Origin of the sequence: Myxococcus sp. AM009 (assembly GCF_013372605.1) — a bacterium.
Lineage (GTDB): Bacteria > Myxococcota > Myxococcia > Myxococcales > Myxococcaceae > Myxococcus > Myxococcus vastator.
In genome coordinates this window covers 1-23,848 of sequence record NZ_JABXEP010000044.1, presented here as the reverse complement: position 1 = coordinate 23,848, position 23,848 = coordinate 1, and the positions used below count along the sequence as shown (strand labels likewise).

General features: G+C 70.5%; 14 protein-coding genes and 1 pseudogene. 5 read left to right on the top strand and 10 right to left on the bottom strand.

Going from position 1 to position 23,848, the window contains the following annotated elements; all coding sequences use genetic code 11:
* Nucleotides 1–11: 11 nt before the first annotated feature.
* The 4 genes from HV824_RS13500 to HV824_RS13485 all read right to left on the bottom strand — a co-directional run bounded on the left by HV824_RS13500 (nucleotide 12) and on the right by HV824_RS13485 (nucleotide 10,361).
* Nucleotides 12–6,149, bottom strand: a complete 6,138-nt coding sequence (locus tag HV824_RS13500) for a hypothetical protein (RefSeq protein ID WP_368738056.1) — start codon at nucleotides 6,147–6,149, stop codon at nucleotides 12–14.
* Nucleotides 6,150–6,350: 201 nt separating this feature from the next.
* The gene (locus tag HV824_RS13495; RefSeq protein WP_176423449.1) at nucleotides 6,351–7,742 is read right to left on the bottom strand and encodes a peptidase MA family metallohydrolase; all 1,392 of its coding nucleotides are present in this window, start codon (nucleotides 7,740–7,742) and stop codon (nucleotides 6,351–6,353) included.
* A 57-nt stretch (nucleotides 7,743–7,799) separates the two neighbouring features.
* Nucleotides 7,800–9,017, bottom strand: coding sequence for a threonine ammonia-lyase (gene ilvA, locus HV824_RS13490; protein ID WP_176416872.1), 1,218 nt, complete (start codon nucleotides 9,015–9,017; stop codon nucleotides 7,800–7,802).
* A 114-nt stretch (nucleotides 9,018–9,131) separates the two neighbouring features.
* Nucleotides 9,132–10,361, bottom strand: coding sequence for a Glu/Leu/Phe/Val dehydrogenase (locus HV824_RS13485; RefSeq protein ID WP_176416873.1), 1,230 nt, complete (start codon nucleotides 10,359–10,361; stop codon nucleotides 9,132–9,134).
* 71 nt (nucleotides 10,362–10,432) lie between these two features.
* Between HV824_RS13485 and HV824_RS13480 the strand changes: the two genes are divergently transcribed.
* Nucleotides 10,433–10,945 carry a helix-turn-helix domain-containing protein gene (locus HV824_RS13480; RefSeq protein ID WP_176416874.1) on the top strand — a complete coding sequence of 171 codons (513 nt, stop codon included), beginning with the start codon at nucleotides 10,433–10,435 and terminating at the stop codon, nucleotides 10,943–10,945.
* 4 nt (nucleotides 10,946–10,949) lie between these two features.
* Here HV824_RS13480 and HV824_RS13475 read toward each other — a convergent pair whose 3' ends face one another.
* Complete coding sequence (locus HV824_RS13475; RefSeq protein ID WP_176416875.1) at nucleotides 10,950–13,373, bottom strand: DEAD/DEAH box helicase; 2,424 nt, start codon at nucleotides 13,371–13,373, stop codon at nucleotides 10,950–10,952.
* 68 nt (nucleotides 13,374–13,441) lie between these two features.
* On the opposite strand from HV824_RS13475, the gene HV824_RS13470 reads away from it, so the two are divergent.
* Nucleotides 13,442–14,548 (top strand): RNA polymerase factor sigma-32, encoded by a 1,107-nt coding sequence (locus HV824_RS13470; RefSeq protein WP_176416876.1) that lies wholly within the window; start codon nucleotides 13,442–13,444, stop codon nucleotides 14,546–14,548.
* A gap of 90 nt (nucleotides 14,549–14,638) precedes the next feature.
* Nucleotides 14,639–15,190: a hypothetical protein gene (locus HV824_RS13465; protein ID WP_176416877.1), complete on the top strand. Its 552-nt coding sequence runs from the start codon at nucleotides 14,639–14,641 to the stop codon at nucleotides 15,188–15,190.
* A gap of 21 nt (nucleotides 15,191–15,211) precedes the next feature.
* Here the strand turns inward: HV824_RS13465 and HV824_RS13460 are convergent, their stop codons facing one another.
* The 3 genes from HV824_RS13460 to HV824_RS13450 all read right to left on the bottom strand — a co-directional run bounded on the left by HV824_RS13460 (nucleotide 15,212) and on the right by HV824_RS13450 (nucleotide 19,017).
* On the bottom strand, nucleotides 15,212–16,780 hold the full coding sequence (locus HV824_RS13460) for a beta-ketoacyl synthase N-terminal-like domain-containing protein (protein WP_176423448.1): 1,569 nt from the start codon (nucleotides 16,778–16,780) through the stop codon (nucleotides 15,212–15,214).
* A gap of 19 nt (nucleotides 16,781–16,799) precedes the next feature.
* A complete protein-coding gene (locus HV824_RS13455; protein WP_176423447.1) occupies nucleotides 16,800–18,233 on the bottom strand; it encodes a hypothetical protein in 1,434 nt (477 codons plus the stop codon).
* A 79-nt stretch (nucleotides 18,234–18,312) separates the two neighbouring features.
* Entirely contained in the window at nucleotides 18,313–19,017 is a 705-nt protein-coding gene (locus tag HV824_RS13450) for a hypothetical protein (protein ID WP_176416880.1), read from the bottom strand.
* 194 nt (nucleotides 19,018–19,211) lie between these two features.
* Between HV824_RS13450 and HV824_RS13445 the strand changes: the two genes are divergently transcribed.
* Nucleotides 19,212–19,970, top strand: a complete 759-nt coding sequence (locus HV824_RS13445; RefSeq protein ID WP_176416881.1) for a DUF4159 domain-containing protein — start codon at nucleotides 19,212–19,214, stop codon at nucleotides 19,968–19,970.
* Between the two features lie 27 nt (nucleotides 19,971–19,997).
* Complete coding sequence (locus HV824_RS13440; RefSeq protein ID WP_176423446.1) at nucleotides 19,998–22,277, top strand: glutamine amidotransferase; 2,280 nt, start codon at nucleotides 19,998–20,000, stop codon at nucleotides 22,275–22,277.
* Nucleotides 22,278–22,331: 54 nt separating this feature from the next.
* On the opposite strand, the gene HV824_RS13435 is transcribed toward HV824_RS13440, so the two are convergent.
* Nucleotides 22,332–22,883, bottom strand: coding sequence for a superoxide dismutase family protein (locus tag HV824_RS13435; protein WP_176416883.1), 552 nt, complete (start codon nucleotides 22,881–22,883; stop codon nucleotides 22,332–22,334).
* Nucleotides 22,884–22,998: 115 nt separating this feature from the next.
* A pseudogene (locus tag HV824_RS13430) lies at nucleotides 22,999–23,848 on the bottom strand (SAM-dependent DNA methyltransferase); the annotation flags it as partial.

The window sequence follows — 23,848 nt, the reverse complement described above, 5'->3', positions numbered from 1 at the left end:
CCGTCGTCCGCTCAGCCCTCGGCCACCGCCTGCACGCTGGAGCGGTAGATGAAGATGCGCGCGGTGTTGGTGCGCTGGTCGGCGGGGATGACGAAGAAGCCCGGCGTGCTGCCCTGGAAGTCCTGGGAGAAGCCCGCGACCTGACGTCCGTCATTGAAGGTGACCCGAATCTTCTGTCCCTCCACCTGCGGCTGACGCGCACCGGCGGCGAGCATGAAGAAGATGGCCTTCACGCGCTTGCCCTGAATCTGCTCGGCGGCGAAGCCGCTCTGCTGCTCCAGGGAGATGACCTCGTCGAGCAGGTCCGCGTCGCGGATGGTGCCGCGCTTCACCTGGCCTTCGACGGTGTGGATGATGACGCGGTGCTCGCCTTCGACGAAGGAGGTGAGGGCCGTGCCTCCGACGATGGCGGTGTCGTCGAAGAGCGGCTCACGCTCCACGGCGATGCGGTTGGCGGGCGCGGCCGGCATGACGGCGGCGGCGTGCTGCGGCTGCGCGGCGGTGGCCAGGGAGGCCGCCTGGGCGAAGTGCGCGGGCGGCGGCGCGACGACAGGGATGGAGGCCATGGGCGCGGGCGGCGGCACCACGGCTTCTTCCTCGACGTCGATTTCGGAGACCTCCTGCTCGAGCTCCATCGAGACTTCTTCTTCCTCGATGGGCGTGGCCTCGGTGAAGTCCTGCGCCTGCGCGCCGAAGGGGCTGTCCGTGCTGGCGGCGGCCCACTGCGACGTCACGGGGGCGCTGTCCTGCATGGGCTCGGCCTCCCACGCGGAAGCCTCTTCGATGGGCTCGGCGTCATTCCACTCCGCCGAGGCGGGCGTGGCCGTGTCCGCGAGGGAGACCTCTTCGACGGGCGCTTCGTTCCAGTTCGCCGTCTGCTCCGGGGACCACTCGGTGGTGGCGGAGGCTTCCCAGGCCGCGCCGGTGTCGTGGCTGGTCGTGAACCCCTCCGCGCTCGCCGTGTCCGGCGAGGGGGAAGCCCACTCGCTGGCAGGCGCGTCACCAGTGGGCGCGTTCCACTCCGAGGCCGCGGGGACGGTGTCGGCGGACGTGTCCCATTGCGAGGCGGCAGGTGCGCTCGTTGAGGCCCATTCGGCGGCCGGAGCGGCTTCCTCGATGGGTTCCGCCCACTCGGCCTGAACCTCCTCGGTAGCAGGCGTGGACCACTCGGCGTGGGGGGCTTCCGTGGGTGTTGCCCACTCCTGCTGAGCGTCCTCCGCCGGAGCGGCGGCCCACTCGGCTTGGACCTCCTCTGCCTCGGGAGTCGCCCACTCGGCCTGCGCGCCTTCCGTGGGAGCGGCCCAGGCGTTCTGGGCGGCTTCGGGCGTAGGCGTGGCCCACTCCGGCTGGGCGGCGGTTTCGGTGGCGGGCGTAGCCCACTCGGCCTGGACTTCCTCGGTGGCGGGCGAGGCCCATTCCGATGCCGGTGCGGCGACATCGGTGGCGGGCGTAGCCCACTCGGCCTGGACTTCTTCGGTGGCGGGCGAGGCCCATTCCGACGCTGGTGCGGCGACATCGGTGGCGGGCGTAGCCCACTCGGCCTGGACTTCCTCGGTGGCGGGCGAGGCCCATTCCGACGCCGGTGCGGCGACATCGGTGGCGGGCGTAGCCCACTCGGCCTGGACTTCCTCGGTGGCGGGCGAGGCCCATTCCGACGCTGGTGCGGCGACATCGGTGGCGGGCGTAGCCCACTCGGCCTGGACTTCCTCGGTGGCGGGCGAGGCCCATTCCGATGCCGGTGCGGCGACATCGGTGGCGGGCGTAGCCCACTCGGCCTGGACTTCTTCGGTGGCGGGCGAGGCCCATTCCGATGCCGGTGCGGCCCCTTCCTCGGGAGTCGCCCACTCCGCCTGGGCTTCGGCCGTCGCGGGCGAAGCCCACTCCGACGATGCGGCGGCTTCGGCATCAGGTGTGGCCCACTCGGCCTGGGCTTCCTCGGTGGCGGGCGAAGCCCACTCCGACGCCGATGCAGCGCCTTCCGCGGGAGTCGCCCACTCGGCCTGGGCTTCGGCCGTCGCGGGCGAGGCCCAGTCCGACGATGCGGCGGTCTCGGCTGCAGGAGTCGCCCACTCGCCTTGGACCTCTTCAGCCTCGGTCGAAGCCCACTCAGGCTGCGCGGCTTCCGCGGGAGCTGGGGCCCAGTCGGTCTGCGCCACATCGGTCGCGGGCGCAGCCCATTCAGCCTGGGCTCCATCGGTCGCAGGCGAAGCCCACTCGGGCTGCGCACCTTCACCGGGAGCGGCTTCGGTCGCAGGCGTAGCCCACTCAGGCTGCCCGGCGTTTTCCGTAGCGGGAGCGCCCCAGTCGGTCTGCGCGGCTTCCGCCGCAGGCGTCGTGGCCCACTCGGGCTGTGTTGCGGCTTCGATCGCTGGCTCAGTCCATTCGGTCTGGATTCCCTCGGCGGCGACCTCTTCGACAGGCGTGGCCCACTCGGGCTGCGCGGCCTCGGCGCCCGGCGGCGTCCAACCTGCCTGGGCATCCGTGCTGGCGTCACCGGTTTCTAGCGCAGCCCATCCAGCCTGGACCTCGGTCGCCGCGGGTTCAGCCGTCAGGACGCCTCCTGCCTGCTGGGCGGGATTGGCCCACTCGGCGTGCGCTTCCACCGGCGCTGCGTCGGACGTAGGAACTGCCCCATCGGCCTGAACCTCAGCGGGCGCGGCCTCAGACGCCTCGGCCCACTCGGCCTGGACTTCCACGGGCGCTGCTTCAGTCGACGCCGTGTTCCAGCCCTCGCTCGGAGACGCTTCAGCCGTGGCCCAATGGGTCTGGCCTTCCTCGGCGGTCGGCTCAGCCCACTCCGCTTGGAGTTCGACGGGCTCGGCTTCGGCGGAGGACGGAGCCCAGTCGGCCTGGCCTGCCTCAGGGGCGGTGCCTGCGTCGGAAGCCGCCCACTCCGTGTCGCTCGTGGCAGGTGCCGTTTCCGCGGAGGCCGTCCCCTCGGAAGCGGTGACAGGCGCGCTCTGCCCATCGACAGGCTCCGCCCACTCCGCCTGGAGTTCGACGGTTTCCGAAACAGGATCCTCCCAGCCTGCATACGCATCGCTGGAAGCGGCCTGCTCACCAGAAGGGGCCCATTCCGTCTGTGCCGCCTCCTCAGCGTGCGGCTCGGAAGTGGAGGCCCATTCAGGCTGCAGCTCGATGGTACCCGCGTCACCCTCCGCCACCGTCACACCGCGCTCATCAGTCGGCGCGAAGTGGCCGTGGGCCAGGAACTCGTTCGCCGCCGCGAGAGGCACGGCCTCTTCGGGGTTCCCGCTCAGGTCGAACATCTCCTCGGCGGAAGGCGTGCGCGCGGACGCATGCGGCGGCGCTCCCTCCACCTCGATCGTCTCCGCGTGGAGGTCCGGGCCCACCTGGACCGGCCGAATCTCGAGCGATGGGACATCCGCCGCCGCGAAGGGCGCAGCCCCCTGCGGGGAGTCCACTTCGGGAGCAGCGGCCTCCGTACCGACGTCGATGACCTCGAGCGTAGGCTGTTCGCTCCCGGCATCAGCGGCCTGGAACGATGCTTCTTCCTCGGCGTATCCGGGCGCGGACTCGACATCGATGACATCGAGAGAGGGCTCGTCGGACGCAACCTCGGCCGCGTTGAGCTCCAGCGTCGGGACGCTTCCCTCCTGCGCGGGAGACGCTTCACTCACCTCAGACGCATCAAGCGCGATTTCGGCCGATTGCGGCTCGGCGACGTCGGAGGACTCCAGGGAAATCTCCGCGGCCGACTCGATGGGAGCGGACTCGGCGACGTCCGTGGCGTCGAGCGTGATTTCAGAGGGCGAATGGGCGGAAGTCGATTCGGCGACGTCAGACGCATCGAGAGCGATTTCGGGCTCGCTCATCTCGGTTGCGTCGAGGACGAGCTCCGCCCCGGTGGAGGCTTCGTCCGAGTCTTCGTAGGTGCCGTGAGCCGTCTCGATGACAGCCACTTCGCTGACGTCGGAGGCCGCATGCGCCGTCGTCGCGAAGTCTTCGGCCGCGTCCGTGCTGCCCCAGTCGTTGGATGCCGACGCGGTGTCGGAGGTGGCTTCGACAGCGGTCGTCGTCGAGTCCAACTCCATCGTGGCCGCATCGCTGACGTCGGCGGCGTCGAGTGCCACTTCCGGATACACCTCGGCTGTGGCCGGCTCGCTCGCTTCGGACGTCGTGAAAGCGTGCTCGCTCACCGCCGTGTCGCTGACCTCCGGGGCGTCGAGCACGGCTTCGGTGTACGGCTCGCCAGCGGCGGTCTCGTCGCCTGCGCTGAAAGCAGTCTCTGCGGAGGGCTCGAACGAGGCGGCTTCGCTGCCGTAGGTGTCGGGGGGAGAGGCCTCGGCGACGACTTCGCTGCTGGCATCCGCGGCCGTCAACTCAGGCTCGGGAGCGGCTGCGGTCGTGTCGCCTGTCTCGGAGGTGGTCAGCGCCACCTCGGGATAGGCTTCCGTCGTCGCGACATCGCTGACGTCGGCCGTCGCGAAGTCGGTCGCAGGGTAGGTCTCCGCCACGGCGACATCGGAAGCGTCGAGCGCGATTTCCGCGGGCGCGTCGAGCGTCGTCTCCGGGGCGTGCTCAACCGCCTCGTCGCTCATGTCGGCTGCATCGAGCGCAATCTCGGTGGGCTCGGCTTCGGCCGAAGCCACATCCGTGGTGTCGAGTGCAATCTCGGCGGGTTGTGCCTCGTAAGTATGGCCCGCGCTGAAATCCGTCGCGCCGTGGTCATCCGTCACGTCGGTCGTCGTGCCCGCGTCCCACGCATCCGTCGTACCCGCGGCCGACGCTTCGACCATGTCGGAATCATCGAGCGCGATTTCCGAGTCCGCAGCCTGCGAGGCCGCCTCCGGCTCCGCCATGGCGGCAACGTCGATGATGTCGCCCGCATCGGCGACGTCCACGTGCTCAGGCTCGACGGCGAGCGGCGCGGAGGCCCACGCATCATCGATGGCGGCGGGAGACTGCTCGTGGGCCAGGACAGGCTCGCTGTCGCCGGTGCCGTCCAGCAACTCGACCTCGGAGGAGGGGACCTCCACTTCCGACGAGGCCAGGGCGTCGCCCGTGGGCGCCACGGGCGCCTCCGGTGATGACTCGACCTCCATCGACATGTCGGCGAACGACGCCTCCAGGGAGGTCTCGGGCTCGGCGCTTGCGGTCACCGCCGGGGTGTCCGTGCCCACCTCCGAGAAGTCATCCTCCGCCACGCGGAGGGCTTCCGGCTGCGCCTCCTCGAACTCGGGCTGCGCATCGTGCTGGAGGTCGTCGGTGACGTCCGCGAACGACGCAGACGGATCATCCGCCGCCGCCGGTTCCTCGTCGGCGGGCGTCGCCTCGATGGAGGGTTCCTGCTCATCACTCAGTGCGCTCTGCGCCTGGCCGCCGGCGCCCGGCGTCATCCACGGCGCGGGCTCGCTCAGCGCGGGAATGTCGATGTCGTCCGACAGGCTGATGTGGTCTGGCTCGACAGCCGGCTGGGTCGCGGGAGCGGTGGGGTAGGGCTGCTGCACGGACTCCGCGGCATGGGCCTGCGGCTCCGCCTGCCACGCTTCGGCAGCGCCTTGGGCGTAGTCCGCATTCGGGTCATGCGCCTGCAGCGCGTAAGCCTGCGCGTTCGGGTCGTAGCCCTGCTGCGCATACGCCTGAGCGTTCGGGTCATACGCCTGCTGCGCATAGGCCTGCGCGTTCGGGTCGTAGCCCTGCTGCGCATACGCCTGAGCGTTCGGGTCATACGCCTGCTGCGCATAGGCCTGAGCGTTCGGGTCGTAGCCCTGCTGCGCATACGCCTGCGCGTCGTAGCCCTGCTGCGCATACGCCTGCGCGTCGTAGCCCTGCTGCGCATAGGCCTGAGCGTTCGGGTCGTAGCCCTGCTGCGCATAGGCCTGCGCGTTCGGATCGTCACCCTGGTTCGGGTCGTAGCCAGCGGGGTAGGGGTACCACTGGCCGTCAGCGGCGTAGTAGCCCTGGGGCTGCTGCTCGTAGCCAGCGGGGTAGGGGTACCACTGGCCGTCAGCGGCGTAGTAGCCCTGGGGCTGCTGCTCGTAGCCAGCGGGGTAGGGGTACCACTGGCCGTCAGCGGCGTAGTAGCCCTGGGGCGCGGCCTGCTGCTGCCATGCGGCGGCGTCGGCTGCTGGCGCGTCATCCACGCCCAGCTGTGCGCGCAGCTCGTTCCAGCGAGCCTCCTCCACCGGAGACAGGCTTCCCAGCTTCCGCTTCTCGTCGAGGAAACGGAATTCTCTCATCGCTGCGCGCGTGTCCGACATCCGTCACCTTGCTGCGGACAGCGTACCGCCGAGCTTCTGTCGCAGCGTAAATAGAGGGGGCTGCGAGTCTAGGGGACTCCCGGGAACGGGTAAACCAATTGGCCCGGGCCCGGCTGCCAGCTTCCCCTACTGGAGAGCGGCCCGGACGTCCTCGTCGAGGCTCGCCCGTGTCTTGCCGTAGTGGTCCGACAGGGCCTCGTCGATGGGTCTTCCCTGTCCCACCTCGCGGACCATCGTGAGGAACCGGCCCGTGCCGCCCCGCTTCACCAGCTCGCGGACGGCCACGGCGGAGGTGGCATAGGCGACTGTCGGATTCCGCTGCATGATGAGGGACGAGCCCTCCATCTGCGCCAGCTTGGGCAGGGCGTTCGCCTTGGCGGCCTGGGCCATGTAGTTCCGGACCGACCGCTGGGGGTCCTCGACACCCAGGTAGCGCCACTCGACGTACTCGGCCAGTCCCTCGTTGAGCCAGATGGGGAGGTTGTTGCCGTAGCCGCCGCAGAAGTCATCCAGCGCGGCGTGGACGTACTCGTGGACCAGGGTGGCCTTGGTCTGCTGCGTGAGCTCCGCGGCGTCGTTGATGCGGATGGCGTTGTCGGAATAGAGCCCGGCGACCGCTCGCGCCCTCGCCGCGCCGAAGTGCGTCTGGAACTCCGCGAGCGTGTACAGGATGATGTCCACCGGCGCCTGTCGCACCTCGCCCAGCATGCTGCGGGTGAAGTCGTAGGCCTCGTCCAGGGCGGCAACGATTCGGCCCTCGTACTCCGCGCGCTGACCGAAGTCGCGCTGGTTGTTGAAGTACTTGATGACGAAGCGGCTGTTGGAGCGCGTCCGCATGCCGTCCGCGCCGGTGCCCGACTCGTAGCTGAGGCTGGCCGAGCGCGTGGAGCCCCGGCCCTGGCCGGCCACCGCGGGCTGGGCTTCGACCCTGGGGGTGGGCCGCCCGCTCGTGGCGCCGTTCATCCGCAGCTCCAGGCGCTCCGCCTCCCTCCGCGCGGCGGTCTCCTCTGTCGTCTTGGCGCGGGCCTGCACGAGCAGCCGCTTCGCCTCCGCGGCCTCCTTCGACTTCGCCGGCACCTTCTCCAGCGCGGCCACGGCGCCCGCCGCGTCCTGCTCCTCCATCAGCAGCCGCCCCAGCTCCAGGCCGAAGGCGCCGTCCTTGGGGTACTGGGCCAGCCCCTTGCGCAGGGCGGCTTCCGCGGCGGCCCGCTGGTCCGTCTTCCGCGCGGCCCGGGCCAGGCACCGCAGCGCGCCCGCGGACGCCTCGTAGACGGCGGCGCGCTCGCCCAGCGAGTACGCCATCACCGGATCTCCGTCCCTCAACGCCTCGCAGCCCTTCTGGAGCGCCGTGGCGACGGTGCTCCGCTGCGCGGCGGGCACGTCCGACGCCGCTCCGGCCGAGAAGGCCAGATACAGCTCCTCCCAGGCGCGGCTGGCGGCGAGCGACTTCGCCTTCTGTCCGGGAGCAGCAGGGGCGGCGGTCAGCAGCAGGGCGGAGAGCAGGGCGGCGGGGCTCATGCCCTGAGTATCGCCGGACACGGGCGCAGGGGCGCAAGGCCCTGCCCCGGACGGCTGTCACTTGCGGGCCACCTGCCAGCCCTGCCGGTGGAGCGCGCGCTCCAGCTCCTCGATTTGCGCGGGCCCGGTGGTCTCCAGCGTCACCTCCACCATGGTCTCCCCCAGGCCCGCCTTGGAGAAGGCGCGCTCGTGGTGGATCTCCACGACATTGGCGCGCAGGTCCGCCACCTGCGTGGTGAGCTTCGCCAGCATGCCGGGCCGGTCCGGCAGCCGGACCTCCAACTGCACCAGACGGCCGGCCTTCACCAGGCCGCGCTCGATGATGCGGCTGATGACGTTCATGTCGATGTTGCCACCGCTCAAGATGATGGCGGTGCGCCGGCCCCGCGCGGCGGGAACGTCACCGCGGAGCAGCGCCGCCACGCCCACCGCGCCGGCGCCCTCCACCACGCTCTTCTCCTGCTCCAGCAGGGTGAGGATGGCGGCGGCAATCTCCTCCTCGTCCACCGCGACCACCTCGTCCACGTACTTCTGCACCATGGGGAAGGTGAGGTCTCCCACGCGCTTGACGGCGATGCCGTCCGCGATGGTGGTGCCCGCGGCGGCCAGCAGCACGCGCTCGCCCGCCTCCACCGACGCCTTCATGCTGGCGATGGTCTCCGCCTGCACGCCCACCACGCGGATGTCGGGCCGCGTCTCCTTCAGCGCGCACGCGATGCCGGAGATGAGCCCGCCGCCCCCAATGGGGACCAGCACCACCTCCAGGTCGGGGCACTGCTCCAGCAACTCCAGCCCAATGGTGCCCTGGCCGGCGATGACGTGCGCGTCATTGAAGGGGTGGATGAAGACGCGGTCCTCCGCCTTCTGGATGCGCAGCGCCTCCGCGTAGGCCTCGTCGTAGTTGGTGCCCTTGAGCACCACGCGCGCGCCGTAGTCATCCCGCGTGCGCGACACCTTGATGAGCGGGGTGCGCTCCGGCATGACGATGGTGGCACTCACGCCCAGCCGCCGCGCGTGGTACGCCACGCCCTGCGCGTGGTTGCCGGCCGACGCGGCGATGACGCCCCGGCGCCGCTCATCCCCGGTCAGCGTCAGCAGCTTGTTGAGGGCGCCGCGCTCCTTGAAGGCCCCGGTGCGCTGGAGGTTCTCCAGCTTGAAGTACACCGCGGCGCACTCCGTCCGCTCCGTGAAGTAATCCGACTGCGGGCACGGCGTGGGGCGAATGGCCGAGCGAAGGCGCTCGCGCGCGGCCTGGATGTCCTCGAGGGTGACCATGGGCGCGCCTCTATCGGATGCGAGCCCCGGGCGGAAGAGACACGAGGAAAGAGCGCGCTCCGCCGGCTGTCTGCCGCGCCGCGCTACGTCCAGGGCGTGACACGGCGGGCCGCGTCAGATGCCGCGCAGGACGGTGGCCTTGCCCACCCGGCCAATCGCCAGGATGTACGCGGCCGTCCGCATGGAGACCTTCCGGGAGCGCGCCACCTGCGCCACGCGCTCGTAGGCCTCCTTCATGGACTTCTCCAGCTCCGCGTTGACGCGGTCCTCTTCCCACGACAGGTGCTGGAGGTTCTGCACCCACTCGAAGTAGCTCACCGTCACGCCGCCGGCGCTGGCCAGCACGTCCGGCACCACGAAGATGCCGCGCTTCTCGAACACCTCGTCGGCCTCTGGCTGCGTGGGGCTGTTGGCGCCTTCGATGATGAGCCTGGCGCGCACCGCGTGGGCGTTCTCCCGGGTGAGCACGTGGCCCAGCGCCGCGGGGATGAGGACCTCACAGTCCGCGCCCAGCACGTCCTCGTTGCCGCACGAAGCACCGCCGCTGAAGCCCGTCACCGTGCCGGTGCGCTTCACGTGCTCGAAGAGGGACGGGACGTCCAGGCCCTGCGGGTTGCGCACGCCGCCCAGCGCGTCCGCCACGGCCACCACCACGCCGCCGTCCTCCCAGAGGAGCTGCGCGGTGTGGCTGCCCACGTTGCCGAAGCCCTGGAGCGCGAAGCGCGTGCCCTTCACCGGCAGGCCCAAATCTCTCAGGATTTCACGCGCCACGTAGAGCAGCCCGCGGCCGGTGGCGGCCTCGCGGCCCTTGGAGCCGTACAGCTCCAGCGGCTTGCCCGTCACCACCGCGGGCGAGTGGCCGTGGTAGCGCGAATACTGGTCCATGATCCACGCCATCACCTGGGGGTTGGTGTTGACGTCGGGGGCGGGGATGTCGCGCGTGGGGCCGATGACGTCCTGCACCTGGTCCACGAACTTCCGGGTGAGGCGCTCCAGCTCCTTGATGCTCAGCTGGGACGGGTCGCAGGCGATGCCGCCCTTGGCGCCGCCGTAGGGGACATTCACCACGGCCGTCTTCCACGTCATCAACGAGGCGAGCGACGCGCACTCGTCCTGGTCCAGCATCGGGTGGTAGCGCAGGCCGCCCTTCATGGGGCCGCGGCTGTTGTCGTGCTGAATCCGGTAGCCGAGGAAGGTGCGAATCTCCCCGGAGTCCATTTCGATGGAGACCTGGACCTTCACCTCGCGCAGGGGCGTGGCGAGCAGCGTTTCGATGGGGGTGCCCACGTCCATGATCCGCGCGGCCTTGCGGAAGTAGTAGTTGGTACCCTCGACGGCGCTCATGTGTCGGCATGCTCCTGGATGGCGGCGCGCGCGACCTTAACAGAAGGGGTGCGCTACCATAGGAAACTGCCATGCCGCCCGAACCGCCGGATGCTTCCACCGTGAGTGGACACCTCCAGGGACTGGCCCGGCGCATCCGGGCGCTGCGGGAGCGGCGGGGCCTCACCCAGGAGGACCTCGCCGCCCGCTGCGGCATCTCCGTGTCCTTCGCGTCCCTGCTGGAGCGGGGCGAGCGCAGCCCCAGCTATGAGACGCTGCTCCAGGTGGCCGCCGCGCTCCAGCTCCCGCTGTGGGAGCTCTTGCGGCTGGAGGACACGAAGGACGCGGGGGTCCACCGGCTGGAGGCCTTCGTCCAGGGGCGCGGCCTGGCACGCGCGGACGTGGACCGGCTGCTGTCGGTGGCGGAGGTGATGTTCAACGAGCCCACGCCGGCAACGGAGGACCTCCAGGCCGTCCGGCCGGAGCCCGTCCGCTGCGGCGAGCCCGGCTGCGAGAAGCCGGTGCTCGCCCGGAGCCTGTGCGCCGCCCACTACCACCGCGAGCGGCGCAGGAAGGCCGCCAGTCCAGGGACTGGCGGCACCTGAGGGACTACTTCCGCTTGGCCTGCTCCACCTTGAGCGTGCGCTCGCCGTGGGGCTTGCCGTGCGTGGTCTCGAAGGCCGCGACGTCCTCGTCGGCGACGAAGACGTACGCGTAGGTGGGGCGCAGGTCCGTGCGCAGCACCTTGCCGGCCGGAGCGCCCGCGGCCTCCAGCGCGGCGGCGACGCCCGCCTCGTCCAGCCCGTCCTGCTTGCCCAGGCCCACCCACAGGCGCGTCTGGCCGGGAACCTCCGGCAGGGCCTCCGTGCGGGGACGGCGCTCCGGGCGCGCGCCACGCGGACGGTGACGCTCCACCTTCAGCGCCTTCTCCCCGTGGGGCTTGCCGTTGACGGCCTCGAAGCCGGGCGCGTCGTCCTCGGCCACGTAGGCGTAGCCGTAGGTGGGGCGCAGCAGGGTGCGCAGCACCTTGCCGGCCGGAGCGCCCGCGGCCTCCAGCGTGGCGGGCAGCTTCGCCTCGTCCATGCCGTCGTCCATGCCCAGGTTGATCCACAGCTTCGCCTCGCCGGGGCCCGCGTCCGGGGACGGGGGCGGGCGGGGCGCGGCGTCACGCTCCGTGCGCGGCTTGCTCTTCTCCACGCGCAGCGTCTTGGTGCCGTGCTGCTTGCCGTTGATGGCCTCGAAGGCGGCGGAGTCCTCCTCCGCCACGAAGACATAGGCGAAGGTGGGGCGCAGCTCGGCGCGCACCACCTTGCCCACCGGGGCGCCCGCGTCTTCCATCGCCGTGGCGATGCTGCCCGGCCCCAGGCCATCCGCGGTGCCCAGGTTCACCCACAGCTTCGCCTCGCCCGGACCGGCCTCCAGCGCCGCCGCGCCGCGGCCCGCCTCGCCGCCACGCTCGCGCCGCGCGTCGTCACGGCGGGGCCGGCGCTCACGCTCGGGGGACTCTCCGCGCTTCTCACGCCGGTCGTCGCGCTCACGGTCGCGGCGCTCACCGCCACGCTCCTTCCGCTCGCCGCGCTCGCGCCGGCCGCTCTCGCGGCTCTCGAACTTGCGCTCCTGCGGGGGCTCACGCCCCTCCGCCGCCATCGCCGCGGCGGCCTTCTCCATGCGCAGGTGGCTGAAGAAGTACTTGAGCAGGAAGGCGATGAGGTCGTCGGCGTCCGCGCGGGGCTTGAGCTGCGCGGCCAGCGGCAGGAAGCCCTCGAAGACGGAGCCGCCCGCGGCCTCCTGGATTTCGCGCACGTGGCGCTCCGTCCACAGGCGCATGGCCTCTTCCGGGGCCGGCATCTCGCGGTTGTCGAACTTGATGCCGTACTTCTTCTCCAGCACGGTGTACGTGGCCAGCTCGCGCCCGGAGAAGAGGTTGATGGCGGTGCCCTTGTTGCCGATGCGGCCGGTGCGGCCCACGCGGTGCAGGTACACCGCCGGGTCCTCCGGCAGCGAGTAGTTGATGACGTACTCCAGGCCGGAGATGTCGATGCCGCGCGCCGCGATGTCCGTGGCGACCATGAAGGCCACCTCGCCGCGCTTCACCTTGCCCATCACCCGCTCGCGCTCCTTCTGCGGCAGGTCGCCATTGAGCAGCTCCGCGTCGAAGCCGTTGCGGTTGAGCACCGCCGTCACCAGGGCCGTGTCATCCCGCGTGTTGCAGAAGATGATGGCGTTCTGCGGCTCTTCCTTCTCCAGCACGTAGATGAGGTTGCGCGGCTTGGGGAAGGCGTCCGACACGTTGTAGCGGATGTGGTGGATGTGCTCCACCGTGAAGACGTCGCCTGACAGCAGCAGCGTCTCCGCGTTCGTCGTGTAGCGCGCGATGAGGTTCTGGATGTCCGTGGGGACGGTGGCGCTGAAGAGCAGCACCTGGCGCGTCTTGGGAAGGCGGTCGAGGATGCGCGTGACTTCCTCGTAGAAGCCCTGGTTGAGCATCTCATCCGCTTCATCCAGGATGGCGTGATCACACGCGTCGAGCTTCAGGTTGCCGCGGTTGATGTGGTCGAACACGCGGCCCGGCGTGCCGACGATGATGGGGGTGCCATCCTCCAGCGCGTCCTCCTGCTGCTTCATGGAGGCGCCGCCGTAGATGGCCGCGACCTTCAGGCCCTTGTGCTTGGCGAGCGACCTCAGCTCGTCGGCGACCTGCAGGGCCAGCTCGCGGGTGGGGCAGAGGATGAGCGCGCGGACGCGGCGCTCGTCGGTGGGAATCTTCTCGAGCAGCGGCAGGCCGAACGCGGCCGTCTTCCCGGTGCCCGTCTTGCTGCGAACGATGAGGTCTTTTCCCTCCATGGCGGGCCGGAAGGCGCGGGCCTGGACGGGGGTGGGGTTGGTATAGCCGCGCTCCGCCAAGGCAAGGCGGATGGGCTCTGACAGGTTCATGTCGTCGAAGCCGATGTCCGCGATGTACTCGGCGGGACGCGTCGGGGCTTCGTCAGGCGCCGGACTCCCCGGCACGTTTGGCTCTTGGATGTCGCTCATCGGGCATGGGCATAGCCCCTGCATTACCCTGTGGCAACAATCGCGGCACTTTGCTGTATGGAGCCCCCATGGCGAATGGGAGGAAAAGAACCAAAGGGACGTCCCCCCGCCCCCGCGTGAAACGGACGGCCTCGCCCGGGGTTGGCGACGTCGTCGACGCCGAGGTCGACGGTGCGGAAGTCGAGGCTCAAACGGACCCGGATTCCCTGGAGCCGGACGCGGCGGAGCTGGCGGAGGTTGAACCGGAGGCCGACCTGGGCACCCCCATGGCGTCCCCCAGGGCGCTGATCCGCGCGGAGGAGGCGGCGCTCACGCCCAGGGACCCCCTCCAGGCCTACATGGCCGAGGTGCACCGCCATCCCCTCCTGACGCGGGAGGAGGAGCTTGAGCTGTCCCGGTACTACAAGGAATCCGGGGATGTGAACGCCGCCTATCGGCTGGTGGCCTCCAACCTGCGCCTGGTCGTCAAGCTGGCGCACGAGTACCACCGCAACCCGCTGTCGCTGCTGGACCTGGTCCAGGAGGGCAACATCGGGCTGATGCAGGCGGTGAAGAAGTATGACCCCGAGCGCGGCGTGAAGCTGAGCAGCTACGCCGCCTGGTGGATTCGCGCGTACATCCTCCGCTACATCATGGACAACTGGAAGATGGTGAAGCTGGGGACCACCGAGGCCCAGCGGAAGCTCTTCTTCAAGTTGCGCCAGGAGCAGGAGAAGCTCATCGCGCAGGGCTTCGAGGCCAGCCCGAAGCTGCTCGCCGAGCGGCTGAACGTCACCGAGCAGGACGTGGTGGAGATGGACCAGCGGCTGGGGCACGACGAGATGTCGCTCGACGCGCCCCTGGGCAACGACGACGACTCGCGGAGCACCCGGGCGGACCGCTACCTGCCGTCCAACTCCATCCCGGCGGACGAGCGCCTGGGCGCCGAGCAGCTCAAGGCCCTCTTCCGGGAGAAGCTGTCCGAGTTCGCCCGGACGCTGGAGGGCAAGGAGCGCTTCATCTTCGAGAGCCGCCTCGTCTCCGACGAGCCCCTGACGCTTCAGGACATTGGCGACAAGTACGGCGTCAGCCGGGAGCGGGCCCGGCAAATCGAGGCGGCCCTCATCAACCGGATGCGTGAGTTCATGCGTGAACACATCCCGGACTTCGACCTGGTGGCCAGTCCCAAGGCCTGACGGGGGGGCGGGGGGCGGGGCATCTGGCCGGGCACTGGCGATATGCTGGGGGCGTCCGGCCGTTCTCCTCGCACCTTCAGAGGACCCCTCATGCACCGCTCAACCCGCCTCGCGGGAGTGTGTCTCGTCGTCGCCACCTTGCTGACGCTCACAGGTTGTTCCGGCTCCCTGCGCAAGAGCTACGTGCGCGACAAGGCGGCCGACCACGTCTACCGCCAGGAGCTGGCGGAGCTGTGGCCCCACGTCCAGGAGGTGCTGCGCAGCCACGGCTACTCCTGGAAGGAGATGCCCGGCCGCTACGTGCTGGAGACGGAGTGGCTGGACTCTGGCGGTGGCAGCCTGGGCCCAGGCACGGCGTCCCGCTTCCTGGTGCAGGGCATCGTGCTCACCAGCGGCGGCACGGCCCTGCGGGTGATGCGCGGGGACCGCGTCACCCAGTCCATTGGCGTGGGCTACGTGGACAGGGAAATCAAGACGGACGAGGACTACGCCCAGGCCGTCAACGACAGCCAGGCCAGCGGCGTCCTCCCCACCCGGCAGAACTACTTCCGGGACCTGGAAATCGAGCTGGAGATTCTCCGCCGCAGTGACCCGGAGGCGGCCGCGCGCTTCGACGCGGACGCGCTGGCCGCACACCCCTGAGTCGCGCGGCGGGCCCCGCCCCTACTTCGACCAGGGGCGGGAGATGACGCAGGCGTTGATGCCGCCCACGCCCATGGACAGCTTGCCCGCGCAGCCCGCGGGCGCGTCGACGGCTTCGTCGAAGACGTAGCGGCCGTGGACGCGGGAAATCTGCTTGTTGAGCTCCGCTTCCTTCAGCGGCGTGGGGAACACCCGGCCCTGGCCGTAGCCCAGGTACTGCGCCGTCAGCTCCCAGCCGCCGCCGGCGGACATGCCGTGGCCGAAGGTGCCCTTGCGCGCCGTAATCAGCACCTGCTCGGGCAGCACGTCGCGCAGGTTCTGGACCTCCAGGTAGTCGCCCGGGGTGGCGGTGGCGTGCAAGTCCCAGCTGCCCACGTCCTCCGGGGCGCAGCCGGCCGCGGCCAGGGCCTCGCGGATGGCCAGCGTGGGGCCTTCCTTGGACGGGGTGATGATGTGGTCGGCGTCCGCGGTGACGCCCACCGCGATGGGCTCCATGCCCAGCGGCTTGAAGCCCTTGGCCGTGAAGTGCTCCAAGTCACCCAGCACCCACACCACCGAGCCGCCCGCGATGTGCGTACCGCGCAGCGCGGTGAGGGGCTTGGAGATGGCGGCGTCCGCGGAGATGACGCGGGCGTTGTAGAAGCCGCCCACCGTGAGCGGCATCGGCGGCGGGTCCGTCATGCCCATGACGACGGCCTTCGCCTGGCCCAGTTGAATCGCGTTGATGGCCAGCCGCAGGCCGTAGCCGAACGACGAGCACGCGGCCACCGGGGCGAACGTCATGCCGGTGATGCGGCCCATCATCGAAATCTGCGAGGCCGGCGTGTTGTGGATGTTCCACAGCACGTTGGAGGACACGGCGTTCCACGGCGGCTCCGGCGACATCCACTTCTTCTGGAGCCGGGCGTTGCGCGTGCGCTTCTCCTTGATGACGGCCAGCTTGGCGGACTCCACGTCGCCGTCCTCGGGCACGCCAATGGCCTCGATTTCGCGCAGCTCGTCCAGGTACTCGCGCAGCTCCGGCGAGCGGCCCGCCCAGAAGAGCCACCACGCGTCCTCGGCCTCGTCACGCGTGGCCTCGTCCACCGTGGAGGGCTCCGGCGGGAGGCCGGGCAGCGGCTCCTGCGTCTCACGCCACTTGCGCAGGGCGCCGTTGCGCTCCGGCGCGGACCAGAAGCGGTCCCACCGGCGCTGGGCGCGGTACAGGTCCAGGGAGATGGAGCGGATGGTGGGCAGGTCGCCCAGGCCGGTGCCCACGTAGACGTGCGCGCGGGGCCCCAGCGCCTGCAGCTCCTGCTCCAGGCCCGGGTTCTGCGCCAGGGCCTGGATGAAGGAGCCGATGGCGAACTGCGTCGGCTGGCCCATCTTCCGCTCGAGCTGCGAGAAGCGGCTGCCCGGGAAGCGCGCGTCAATCCATGGCTTGTAGTCGGCCAGGTCGAACTCCGGCATTCCGACGAGGAAGTTGTCGGGGCCGAAGCCGTTGAAGGGGGACAGCCAGCTTTCGGACGACGAGAGGTTGCGCTCGAACGCCTCGATGTTCCTGGACCGGGGGGCGACGACGCCCCAGCCGAAGATGCCTACTCTGCGCACGTGGGATTGTCCTTCACCGCTAGGGGGCGAGCGGCTGAATCTTCAAGTTGTCGAAGTGGACCCGGTTCTTCCAGCCGGAGAAGCCGAAGTACTGATTGCGCGGGCCCTCCAGCGGGACGGGGTCCTTGAGCGTCAGGTAGGGCTGGCCATCCAGCTCCCACGCCAGGGTGCCGCCGTTGCGGGTAATCTTGATGTGGTGCCGCTTGCCGGGCACCACCGCGGCGCCGTCGCGCACCGCCCGGTCATTCGTGTGCTCGTTCTGCCGGGCGATGGCGGACTGGGTGTTGCGCCAGCCACCGAAGATGATGACGTACCCGGTGGCGGTGTACTGCAGCCGCAGGTCGCCCGCGTAGAACGAGCGCCCGTCACCCCACGCCTCCACCTTGATGTCGCCCTCCGGGTTGTCCGTCCAGGCGTCGAACTCAATGGTGGCGTTGGTGGGGATGGGCTGCTTCAGCCACACCGGCCGGTTGTGCATCAGCTCCACCACCAGCGCCCCGTCCACCAGCTTCACCGCGGAGGGGTTGGTGACGTTCCACGCGTCGCCCAGCGTGTCGCGGTTGAAGTCGTCCGCGTAGGGGCCGGGGGGCGGCGTGGGCGCGCGCGGCGCCGCCGTGAAGGGCAGCCGGTCCGGCGTGTCCACCCGCAGGTTGTCGTAGAAAATCTGGGACTCGAAGCCGGACAGGCCCAGCCGGTCCTGCCCGGGGCCCTTGAGCGGGTACGGGTCATCCAGCTCCAGCAGCAGCTCGCCGTCCACGAACCAGCGCAGCAGCGTGCCGCGGCGCTCGATGCGCCAGTGGTACGTGCGGCCCGCCTGCACCGGCTGGCCTCGCAGCTCCACCCGGACCTTGGTGTCCTCCTTGAAGATGCCGCTGTCCTTCAGGTCCACGTCGTCCACGCCGGAGCGCACGGCCCGGCGCTTGAGCGCGTCCAGCGACTGCGCGTTCATGTCGCGCCGGCCAATGACGGACATGGAGTTGTTCCAGCCGCCCTGCACCAGCACGTAGCCGGAGGCGGGGTCCCTGCCGTTGCCGAAGAGCTCCACCCGGATGTCCCCGGCGGGCAGCTCCGAGCGGACGTCGAACTCCACGGCGACGTCCTCCGGCAGCGCGGCCTGGAGCCACAGCGGGTTGTTCTTCACGCCGGGAGCGAGCAGCTCGCCCCGCAGCACGCGCCAGTAGCCCCCCGTGGAGAAGAAGTCGCGCTCCACCACGCCCGCGTCGGAGAAGTCCTGGGAATACGGCACCGTCGCTCGCGCGTCCGGCTGGCCGCGCAGCAGCGCGTAGTGGATGAGCGGGAACTGGATGGCGAGGATGAGGCCGACGAGCACGGCCCACCCCTTGCGAGTCAGTCCCTTCGGCTTCACCCACGCGGTGCTCGCGGGAGGCTCCTGCCGGGGAGCGGACTCCTTGGGGGACTCGTGCTGCTTCTCCTGACGCCTGGCCTGACCCATCAATCCTTCCGGGGGGAAAGGCGGCGGAATCTACGCCCCGGGCAGGTGGACGTAAAGCACGGCCACCTGCCTCTGGGGGCTACTTGACCCCCCACCGCTTTTCGAGCGCATGTTGCTCCGCCTGCCGCACCTTGAGCCGCTCACGCTCCCCGCGAAGCTTGTCCGCCTCCTCGGGAGAGGGTCGGACGGCCAGCTGGTACACCGCGCCGGCCACCGCGAAGAGGCCCGCGGCGATGATGACGCCCCAGGGCTTGCCGGCCACCGCCTGCACCACGCCGCCCACCTGGTGCAGCGCCGCGAGCGCGCCGATGACGAGCATCCACGCACCCACCGCGGAGGCCACCACCGCGGCCACCGGGCGTTGCAGCATCGCGCCCGCCAGCCCGCCGATGATGAAGCCCGGCACGAAGCCCAGCAGGAAGTCCTGCTGCCCGGCGATCTGCCCGGCCACCAGGCCCAGCGGCACGCCCACGCCCAGGAAGGTGATGGCCGTGGGGAGCAGGAAACCCAGCGCCATCAGCACCGCGGCGGCGATGGTGGCCATCTTCGCCACGTCCGGCAGGCCCAGCTTCATGACGAGCACGGGCGTCCACAGCAGGCCCATCACCGCGCCAATGGGGCCCGCGAGCACGCGGAACAGCTTGCCCCCACCGGCGACGAGCAGCGTCACGCCGGCGATACAGCACACGATGCCGGCCCACATGGGCAGCATCCGGTAGATGGCGACCCAGCCGGTGGGATTGAACGTCTGGTACGCCCCGAGGGCCTGGAGGAGGCCTTCCATGGCAGATTCTCCTTGATGCGGTCCGCCGAAGCTTACGCGTATCGGACGATTGCGAGTACGAGCAGGCGCACGAAGACGGTGGCGGCCTGTGCCTCCGCCGAGCCGGGCGCCGGGGGCGTCTGTCCGCCTTTCGCCATGACGCCGTTCTATACCGGGGAATGCGCATACCCGTCGACGGTATATAGATACGCTCTATGTCCGCGCGGCGTCTGACCCGTCGAAACCTCCTGCTCGGCACCGCCGCGCTCGCCCCACTGCTGGCCCGGCGGGCGCATGCCTTCGGTGAGAAGAACCGCTTCATCCCCGCCGTGGCCCGTCACAAGGGCCGCTGGGACACGCGGCTGTCCGGCCTGCGCCGCATCACCTGGGAGCTCCAGCGCCGCACCTCCGTGGAGGTCGTCCCGGACGCGCGCCCGTTTCCGCTCAGCTCGCCGGACCTCTTCGAATACCCGTTCCTCTACTTCGGCGGCGAGGGGGAGTTCCCCCCGCTGGAGGAGGCGGAGGTGGCCAACCTGCGCCGCTACCTGACGTACGGCGGCTTCATGCTCGCGGACGCCAACGACGCCAGCGACGGGGCCGGCTTCGACGCGTCCTTCCGCCGGGAGCTGGCGCGGGTGCTGCCCCAGAGCCCGCTGGCCGAGGTGCCGTCGAAGCACGTGGTGTTCAAGTCCTTCTTCCTGCTGGACGCGGCGCCCGGGCGGGTGCTCAACAAGCCCCAGTTGATGGGCTGCAACCTGGGCAGGCGCACCGCGGTGCTGTACTCGCAGAACGACCTGGCCGGGGCGTGGAGCCGCAACGAGTCGGGTGACTTCGAGTTCGACGTCTCGCCGGGTGGCGAGCCCCAGCGGGAGCTGGCGGTGCGGCTGGGCATCAACGTCTGCATGTATGCCCTCTGCCTGGACTACAAGGACGATGCCGTCCACCTGCCGCTCATCCTCAACAAGCGGCGCTGAAGCACCGGCCCTCCGCCGAAAGCCTGGATGAACTCCCCCACGTTCAACGCCTGGAAGCTCGTCACCCTCTCGCCATTGCCACCGTGGGCGCTGGTCCTGCTCGCCCTGGGGCTGGCGCTGGGCGTGGCGCTGGCCGCCTGGGGCGTGCGCCGTGAGCCCTCGCGCGGGCGCCGGGTCCTCCTCTGGGCCCTGCGCGCCGGGGCCGGCCTGGCCGCGCTCTTCTTCCTGCTGGAGCCCGGCATCCGCCACCTGCAGGTGGCGCGCATGAAGAACCGCGTCGCGGTGCTGGTGGACCGCTCCGCGTCCATGAGCTTCCCCGCGGAGGTGGGCGGACGCACGCGCTCCGAGGAAGTGGCGGACTTCCTGGAGCGGGCGGCGCCGCGCCTGGGGGAGCTGCAGGACCGCTTCACGGTGGAGCTGTATGGCTTCGACCCGGAGCTGGCGCCGATGACGCCAGAGGCGCTGAAGACGCCCGCGCGCGCGGGCACCACGGACCTGCTCGCGGCGGTGCGCGCCGCGGCGGGGGCGGGGCAGGGCTCGCGCAAGCTGTCCGGGGTGCTGCTGTTCAGCGACGGCGCGGACAACACCGAGCTCAAGGCGGGCGTGGTGGGCCGGGCGCGCGCGGCGCTGGCGGACCTGAACGTCCCCGTCTCCACCTTCACCGTGGGCCAGGAGACGCTGAAGGACGTCGCCGTGGAGGGGCTGAAGGTGGATGACTTCGCCTTCGTCCGTAACTCGCTCACCGTGGAGGTGGAGATTCACGGCCGCGGCTTCGCGGGGCAGGACATCCCCGTGGTGCTCAGCCAGGAAGGCAAGACGGTCGCCAGCAAGGTGGTGCGGATGGAGTCCGCGGACGACGTGAAGCCCGTGGCCTTCACCTTCACGCCGGACCAGACGGGGCGCTTCGTCTACACGATGACGGTGCCCACCTTCCCGGGCGAGGCCGTGGCGGAGAACAACACCCGCTCCTTCACGCTGAAGGTGATTCGGGACCGCGTGCGCGTGCTGCTGGTGGTGGGGCGGCCCTCCTGGGACGAGCGCTACCTGCGCGGCCTGCTGCGCCAGGACGCCAACGTGGACCTGGTGTCCTTCTACATCCTGCGCACGCTGTCGGACGACCCGGGCGTGGTGAACGACCAGCGCGAGCTGTCCCTCATCCCGTTCCCCATGGAGGAGATTTTCGACACGAAGCTGGACACCTTCGACGTCGTCATCTTCCAGAACTTCGGGCACTCGGACCCGTCGCTCTCCATCGCCGAGTACGAGCGCAACCTGGAGCGCTACGTGCACAACGGCGGCGCCTTCGTGATGATTGGCGGCGACAGTGTGCTGGGCGAAGGCCGCGCCACCATGCCCACGCTGATGGAGGCGCTGCCGGTGGTGGCCGCGGGCCCCGCCAACCTGGACGCCTTCAAGCCGCGCCTGACACCCGATGGCCTGCGTCACCCGGTGACGGGCATTGGCATGGGCGCCGCCAGCACGGAGGCCGCGTGGGCGGAGCTGCCGCCCATCCCGGGCGCCAACCTGACGCAGGCGCGCCCGGGGGCCACGGTGCTGCTGGACCACCCGCACCTGACGGTGGGCGGGAAGAACGCGCCGCTGGTGGCCGTGTGGGACTACGGCCGCGGGCGCTCGCTGGTGATGGCCACGGACGCCTCCTGGTACTGGGCCTTCGCGGCGCACAAGGATGGCTCGCCCAGCCGCGCGTATGACCGCTTCTGGGGCAATGCGCTGCGGTGGCTGGTGAGAGATCCGGACCTGACGACGCTGAAGGTGACGGCGGACCCTCCGTCCGTGGAGCCGGGCCGGCCCGTGGGCGTCGTGGTGCAGGCGCGGCTGGCGGACTACCAGCCGGCGCAGGACGCGCAGGTGCGGGTGGAGCTCTTCTCCGTCGCCACGCAGAAGCCGGTGGCGGTGCAGACGGGCACCACGGGGACGGACGGCGTGGTGCGGCTGGAGTTCGAGCCCCCCGCGCCCGGGCCCTACAAGCTGCTGGCCTCCGCGAAGAAGGGCGAGACGGACCTGGGCAAGGGCGAGGACGCGGTGGCCGTGCGCGCCGTGGGGCCCGAGCTGTCGGACGCGTCCGTGCGGCCGGAGCTGATGGCGCAGCTCGCGAAGGAGACGGGCGGCAAGTCCTACAAGCTGCCGCGGGACGGCCTCCCGGACGTGCCGCTGCTGGACCCTCCCGTGGTGGAGGTGGGCCGCGCCAGGGATCAGCCGCTGTGGGACCGCTGGTACTACTTGGTGGCGCTCATCGCGCTGCTGGGCGCGGAGTGGTTCGCCCGCCGGCGCTTCGGCTACGTGTGACGGCGGCCTCTCCCGTGCGAGGGAGAGGCCCGGTTGCTGCCCGTGTGGGGCGGACTACGTCTTCTCCACCACGCCGCAGGCGATGCGGCCGCCCGCGTCGCCCGTCGGGTCGGTGTGGTAGTCGTCTTCCTTGGCGTGCACCATCACCGAGGAGCCGTCCTTGTCGAACAGCGACTTCACGGTGAGGCCGTTCTGCGAAAAAATGTCGAACTGCACCGTGCCGTCCTGCGCGACGTAGAGGTTGGGCAGGTCGCCGTGGTGCTTGCCCTTCGGCGCCAGCAGCCCGTGGGCCTTCTTGCTGGGGTTGAAGTGGCCGCCGGCCGTGGTGAAGGCGGGCGCCTCGCACTTGCCCACCTCGTGGATGTGGAAGGCGTGCTGACCGGGGGGCAGGTTGCTCAGCTTGCCCTTGATGAGGATGCCTTGCTTGGTCTGCTCCAGGGTGATTTCGCCCACGTCCTTGCCCTCGGAGTTCTTCACCTGGGCCTTGGCCTTCTGGCCCTTGGGCGGCGTCTTCTTGGCCGGCGGCGGCGTGCCCGCGTCCTCCTGCGCCAGGGCGGGGAGGGCGGCGGTCAGTGCGGCGGCGGTGAGCAGGGCTCGAATCTTCATGGGTGTGTCTTCCTCCTGAGGTCATGCGCTACGGAGCGAAGGTGGACACTAGCGGTTGCCCGTGCCCGCCGCTGGGGAAAGCAAGCGGGCCTCCGAGCCATGTGCCCTGTAGCGCTCACTCCTCCGTGAGGGGCACGGGCACCACGCGGGAGGCGCCGAAGGCGGGCGCCCAGATGCCCTGGACCTCCGGCCCGTTGAGGAAGCGGACCAGTGCCTGGAAGGCGGGCAGGGGGCCGCCCAGACGTTCGGCCCAGGCCAGGCCCCGGGGGGAGAGGTTGGGCACCAGCGGACCCAACTCGTCCCGTGTCTTCACGGACCGGGTGAGGCCCAGGCCCTCGTCGCGCAGGCGCTGTGGCACGTAGAGCGGGGCGAAGCGCGCGTGGCGATGGTCATGCACGCAGCCCTCGTCCTCCAGGAGCGCGGCCGACAGGGGCAGCTCGCGCACGTTGAAGAGCAGCTTCACCGCGCCCAGGTGCGGGTCATAGGGGCCGCGCAGCCGGTGGTCGCCGCGAGGGACGAGCCGCCGGTCCAGGTAGCAGTAGGCGCGGGCCTCGGGCGGCACGCTGCCGCGGTGGCGCGCGCCGCCGTAGCGGTAGAAGGGCCGCACGTGGCTGGCGTCCACCTCCAGCGGTGGACCGGCCTTCAACGCGCGCAGCTTGGGCATCAGCTCTTCGGGCAGGCCATGGGCCTTCGCGAACTCGGGCAGGGCCTCTTCCGTCGTGGCGGCGAAGTCCTTCACGCGCGTGAGGAGCCGCTCCGGGTCCGCGTCCACCAGCAGCTCGTCGAAGCGGGTCTTCACGCCGGGGAGGCTGACGGGGACGAGCCGCGTCAGGGGTTCACCGCTCTGCCGCCAGCGGGCATCCAGGGCGGAGGCCTCGGGCGCGGTGGGCGCGAGCCGCCACTCGGGGGGCTCGGGGGTGAAGTGCTGGCCCATGCCGCGCCGCTCGAAGCGCGAGGCGGGGTGG

Coding starts and splice junctions, on each gene's coding strand:
- HV824_RS13495 (WP_176423449.1), bottom strand. CDS start 7,742: ATGAGCCCCGCCGCCCTGCTCTCCGCCCTGCTGCTGACCGCCGCCCCT.
- ilvA (WP_176416872.1), bottom strand. CDS start 9,017: ATGGTCACCCTCGAGGACATCCAGGCCGCGCGCGAGCGCCTTCGCTCG.
- HV824_RS13485 (WP_176416873.1), bottom strand. CDS start 10,361: ATGAGCGCCGTCGAGGGTACCAACTACTACTTCCGCAAGGCCGCGCGG.
- HV824_RS13480 (WP_176416874.1), top strand. CDS start 10,433: ATGCCGCCCGAACCGCCGGATGCTTCCACCGTGAGTGGACACCTCCAG.
- HV824_RS13475 (WP_176416875.1), bottom strand. CDS start 13,373: ATGAGCGACATCCAAGAGCCAAACGTGCCGGGGAGTCCGGCGCCTGAC.
- HV824_RS13470 (WP_176416876.1), top strand. CDS start 13,442: ATGGCGAATGGGAGGAAAAGAACCAAAGGGACGTCCCCCCGCCCCCGC.
- HV824_RS13465 (WP_176416877.1), top strand. CDS start 14,639: ATGCACCGCTCAACCCGCCTCGCGGGAGTGTGTCTCGTCGTCGCCACC.
- HV824_RS13455 (WP_176423447.1), bottom strand. CDS start 18,233: ATGGGTCAGGCCAGGCGTCAGGAGAAGCAGCACGAGTCCCCCAAGGAG.
- HV824_RS13450 (WP_176416880.1), bottom strand. CDS start 19,017: ATGGAAGGCCTCCTCCAGGCCCTCGGGGCGTACCAGACGTTCAATCCC.
- HV824_RS13445 (WP_176416881.1), top strand. CDS start 19,212: ATGTCCGCGCGGCGTCTGACCCGTCGAAACCTCCTGCTCGGCACCGCC.
- HV824_RS13440 (WP_176423446.1), top strand. CDS start 19,998: ATGAACTCCCCCACGTTCAACGCCTGGAAGCTCGTCACCCTCTCGCCA.
- HV824_RS13435 (WP_176416883.1), bottom strand. CDS start 22,883: ATGAAGATTCGAGCCCTGCTCACCGCCGCCGCACTGACCGCCGCCCTC.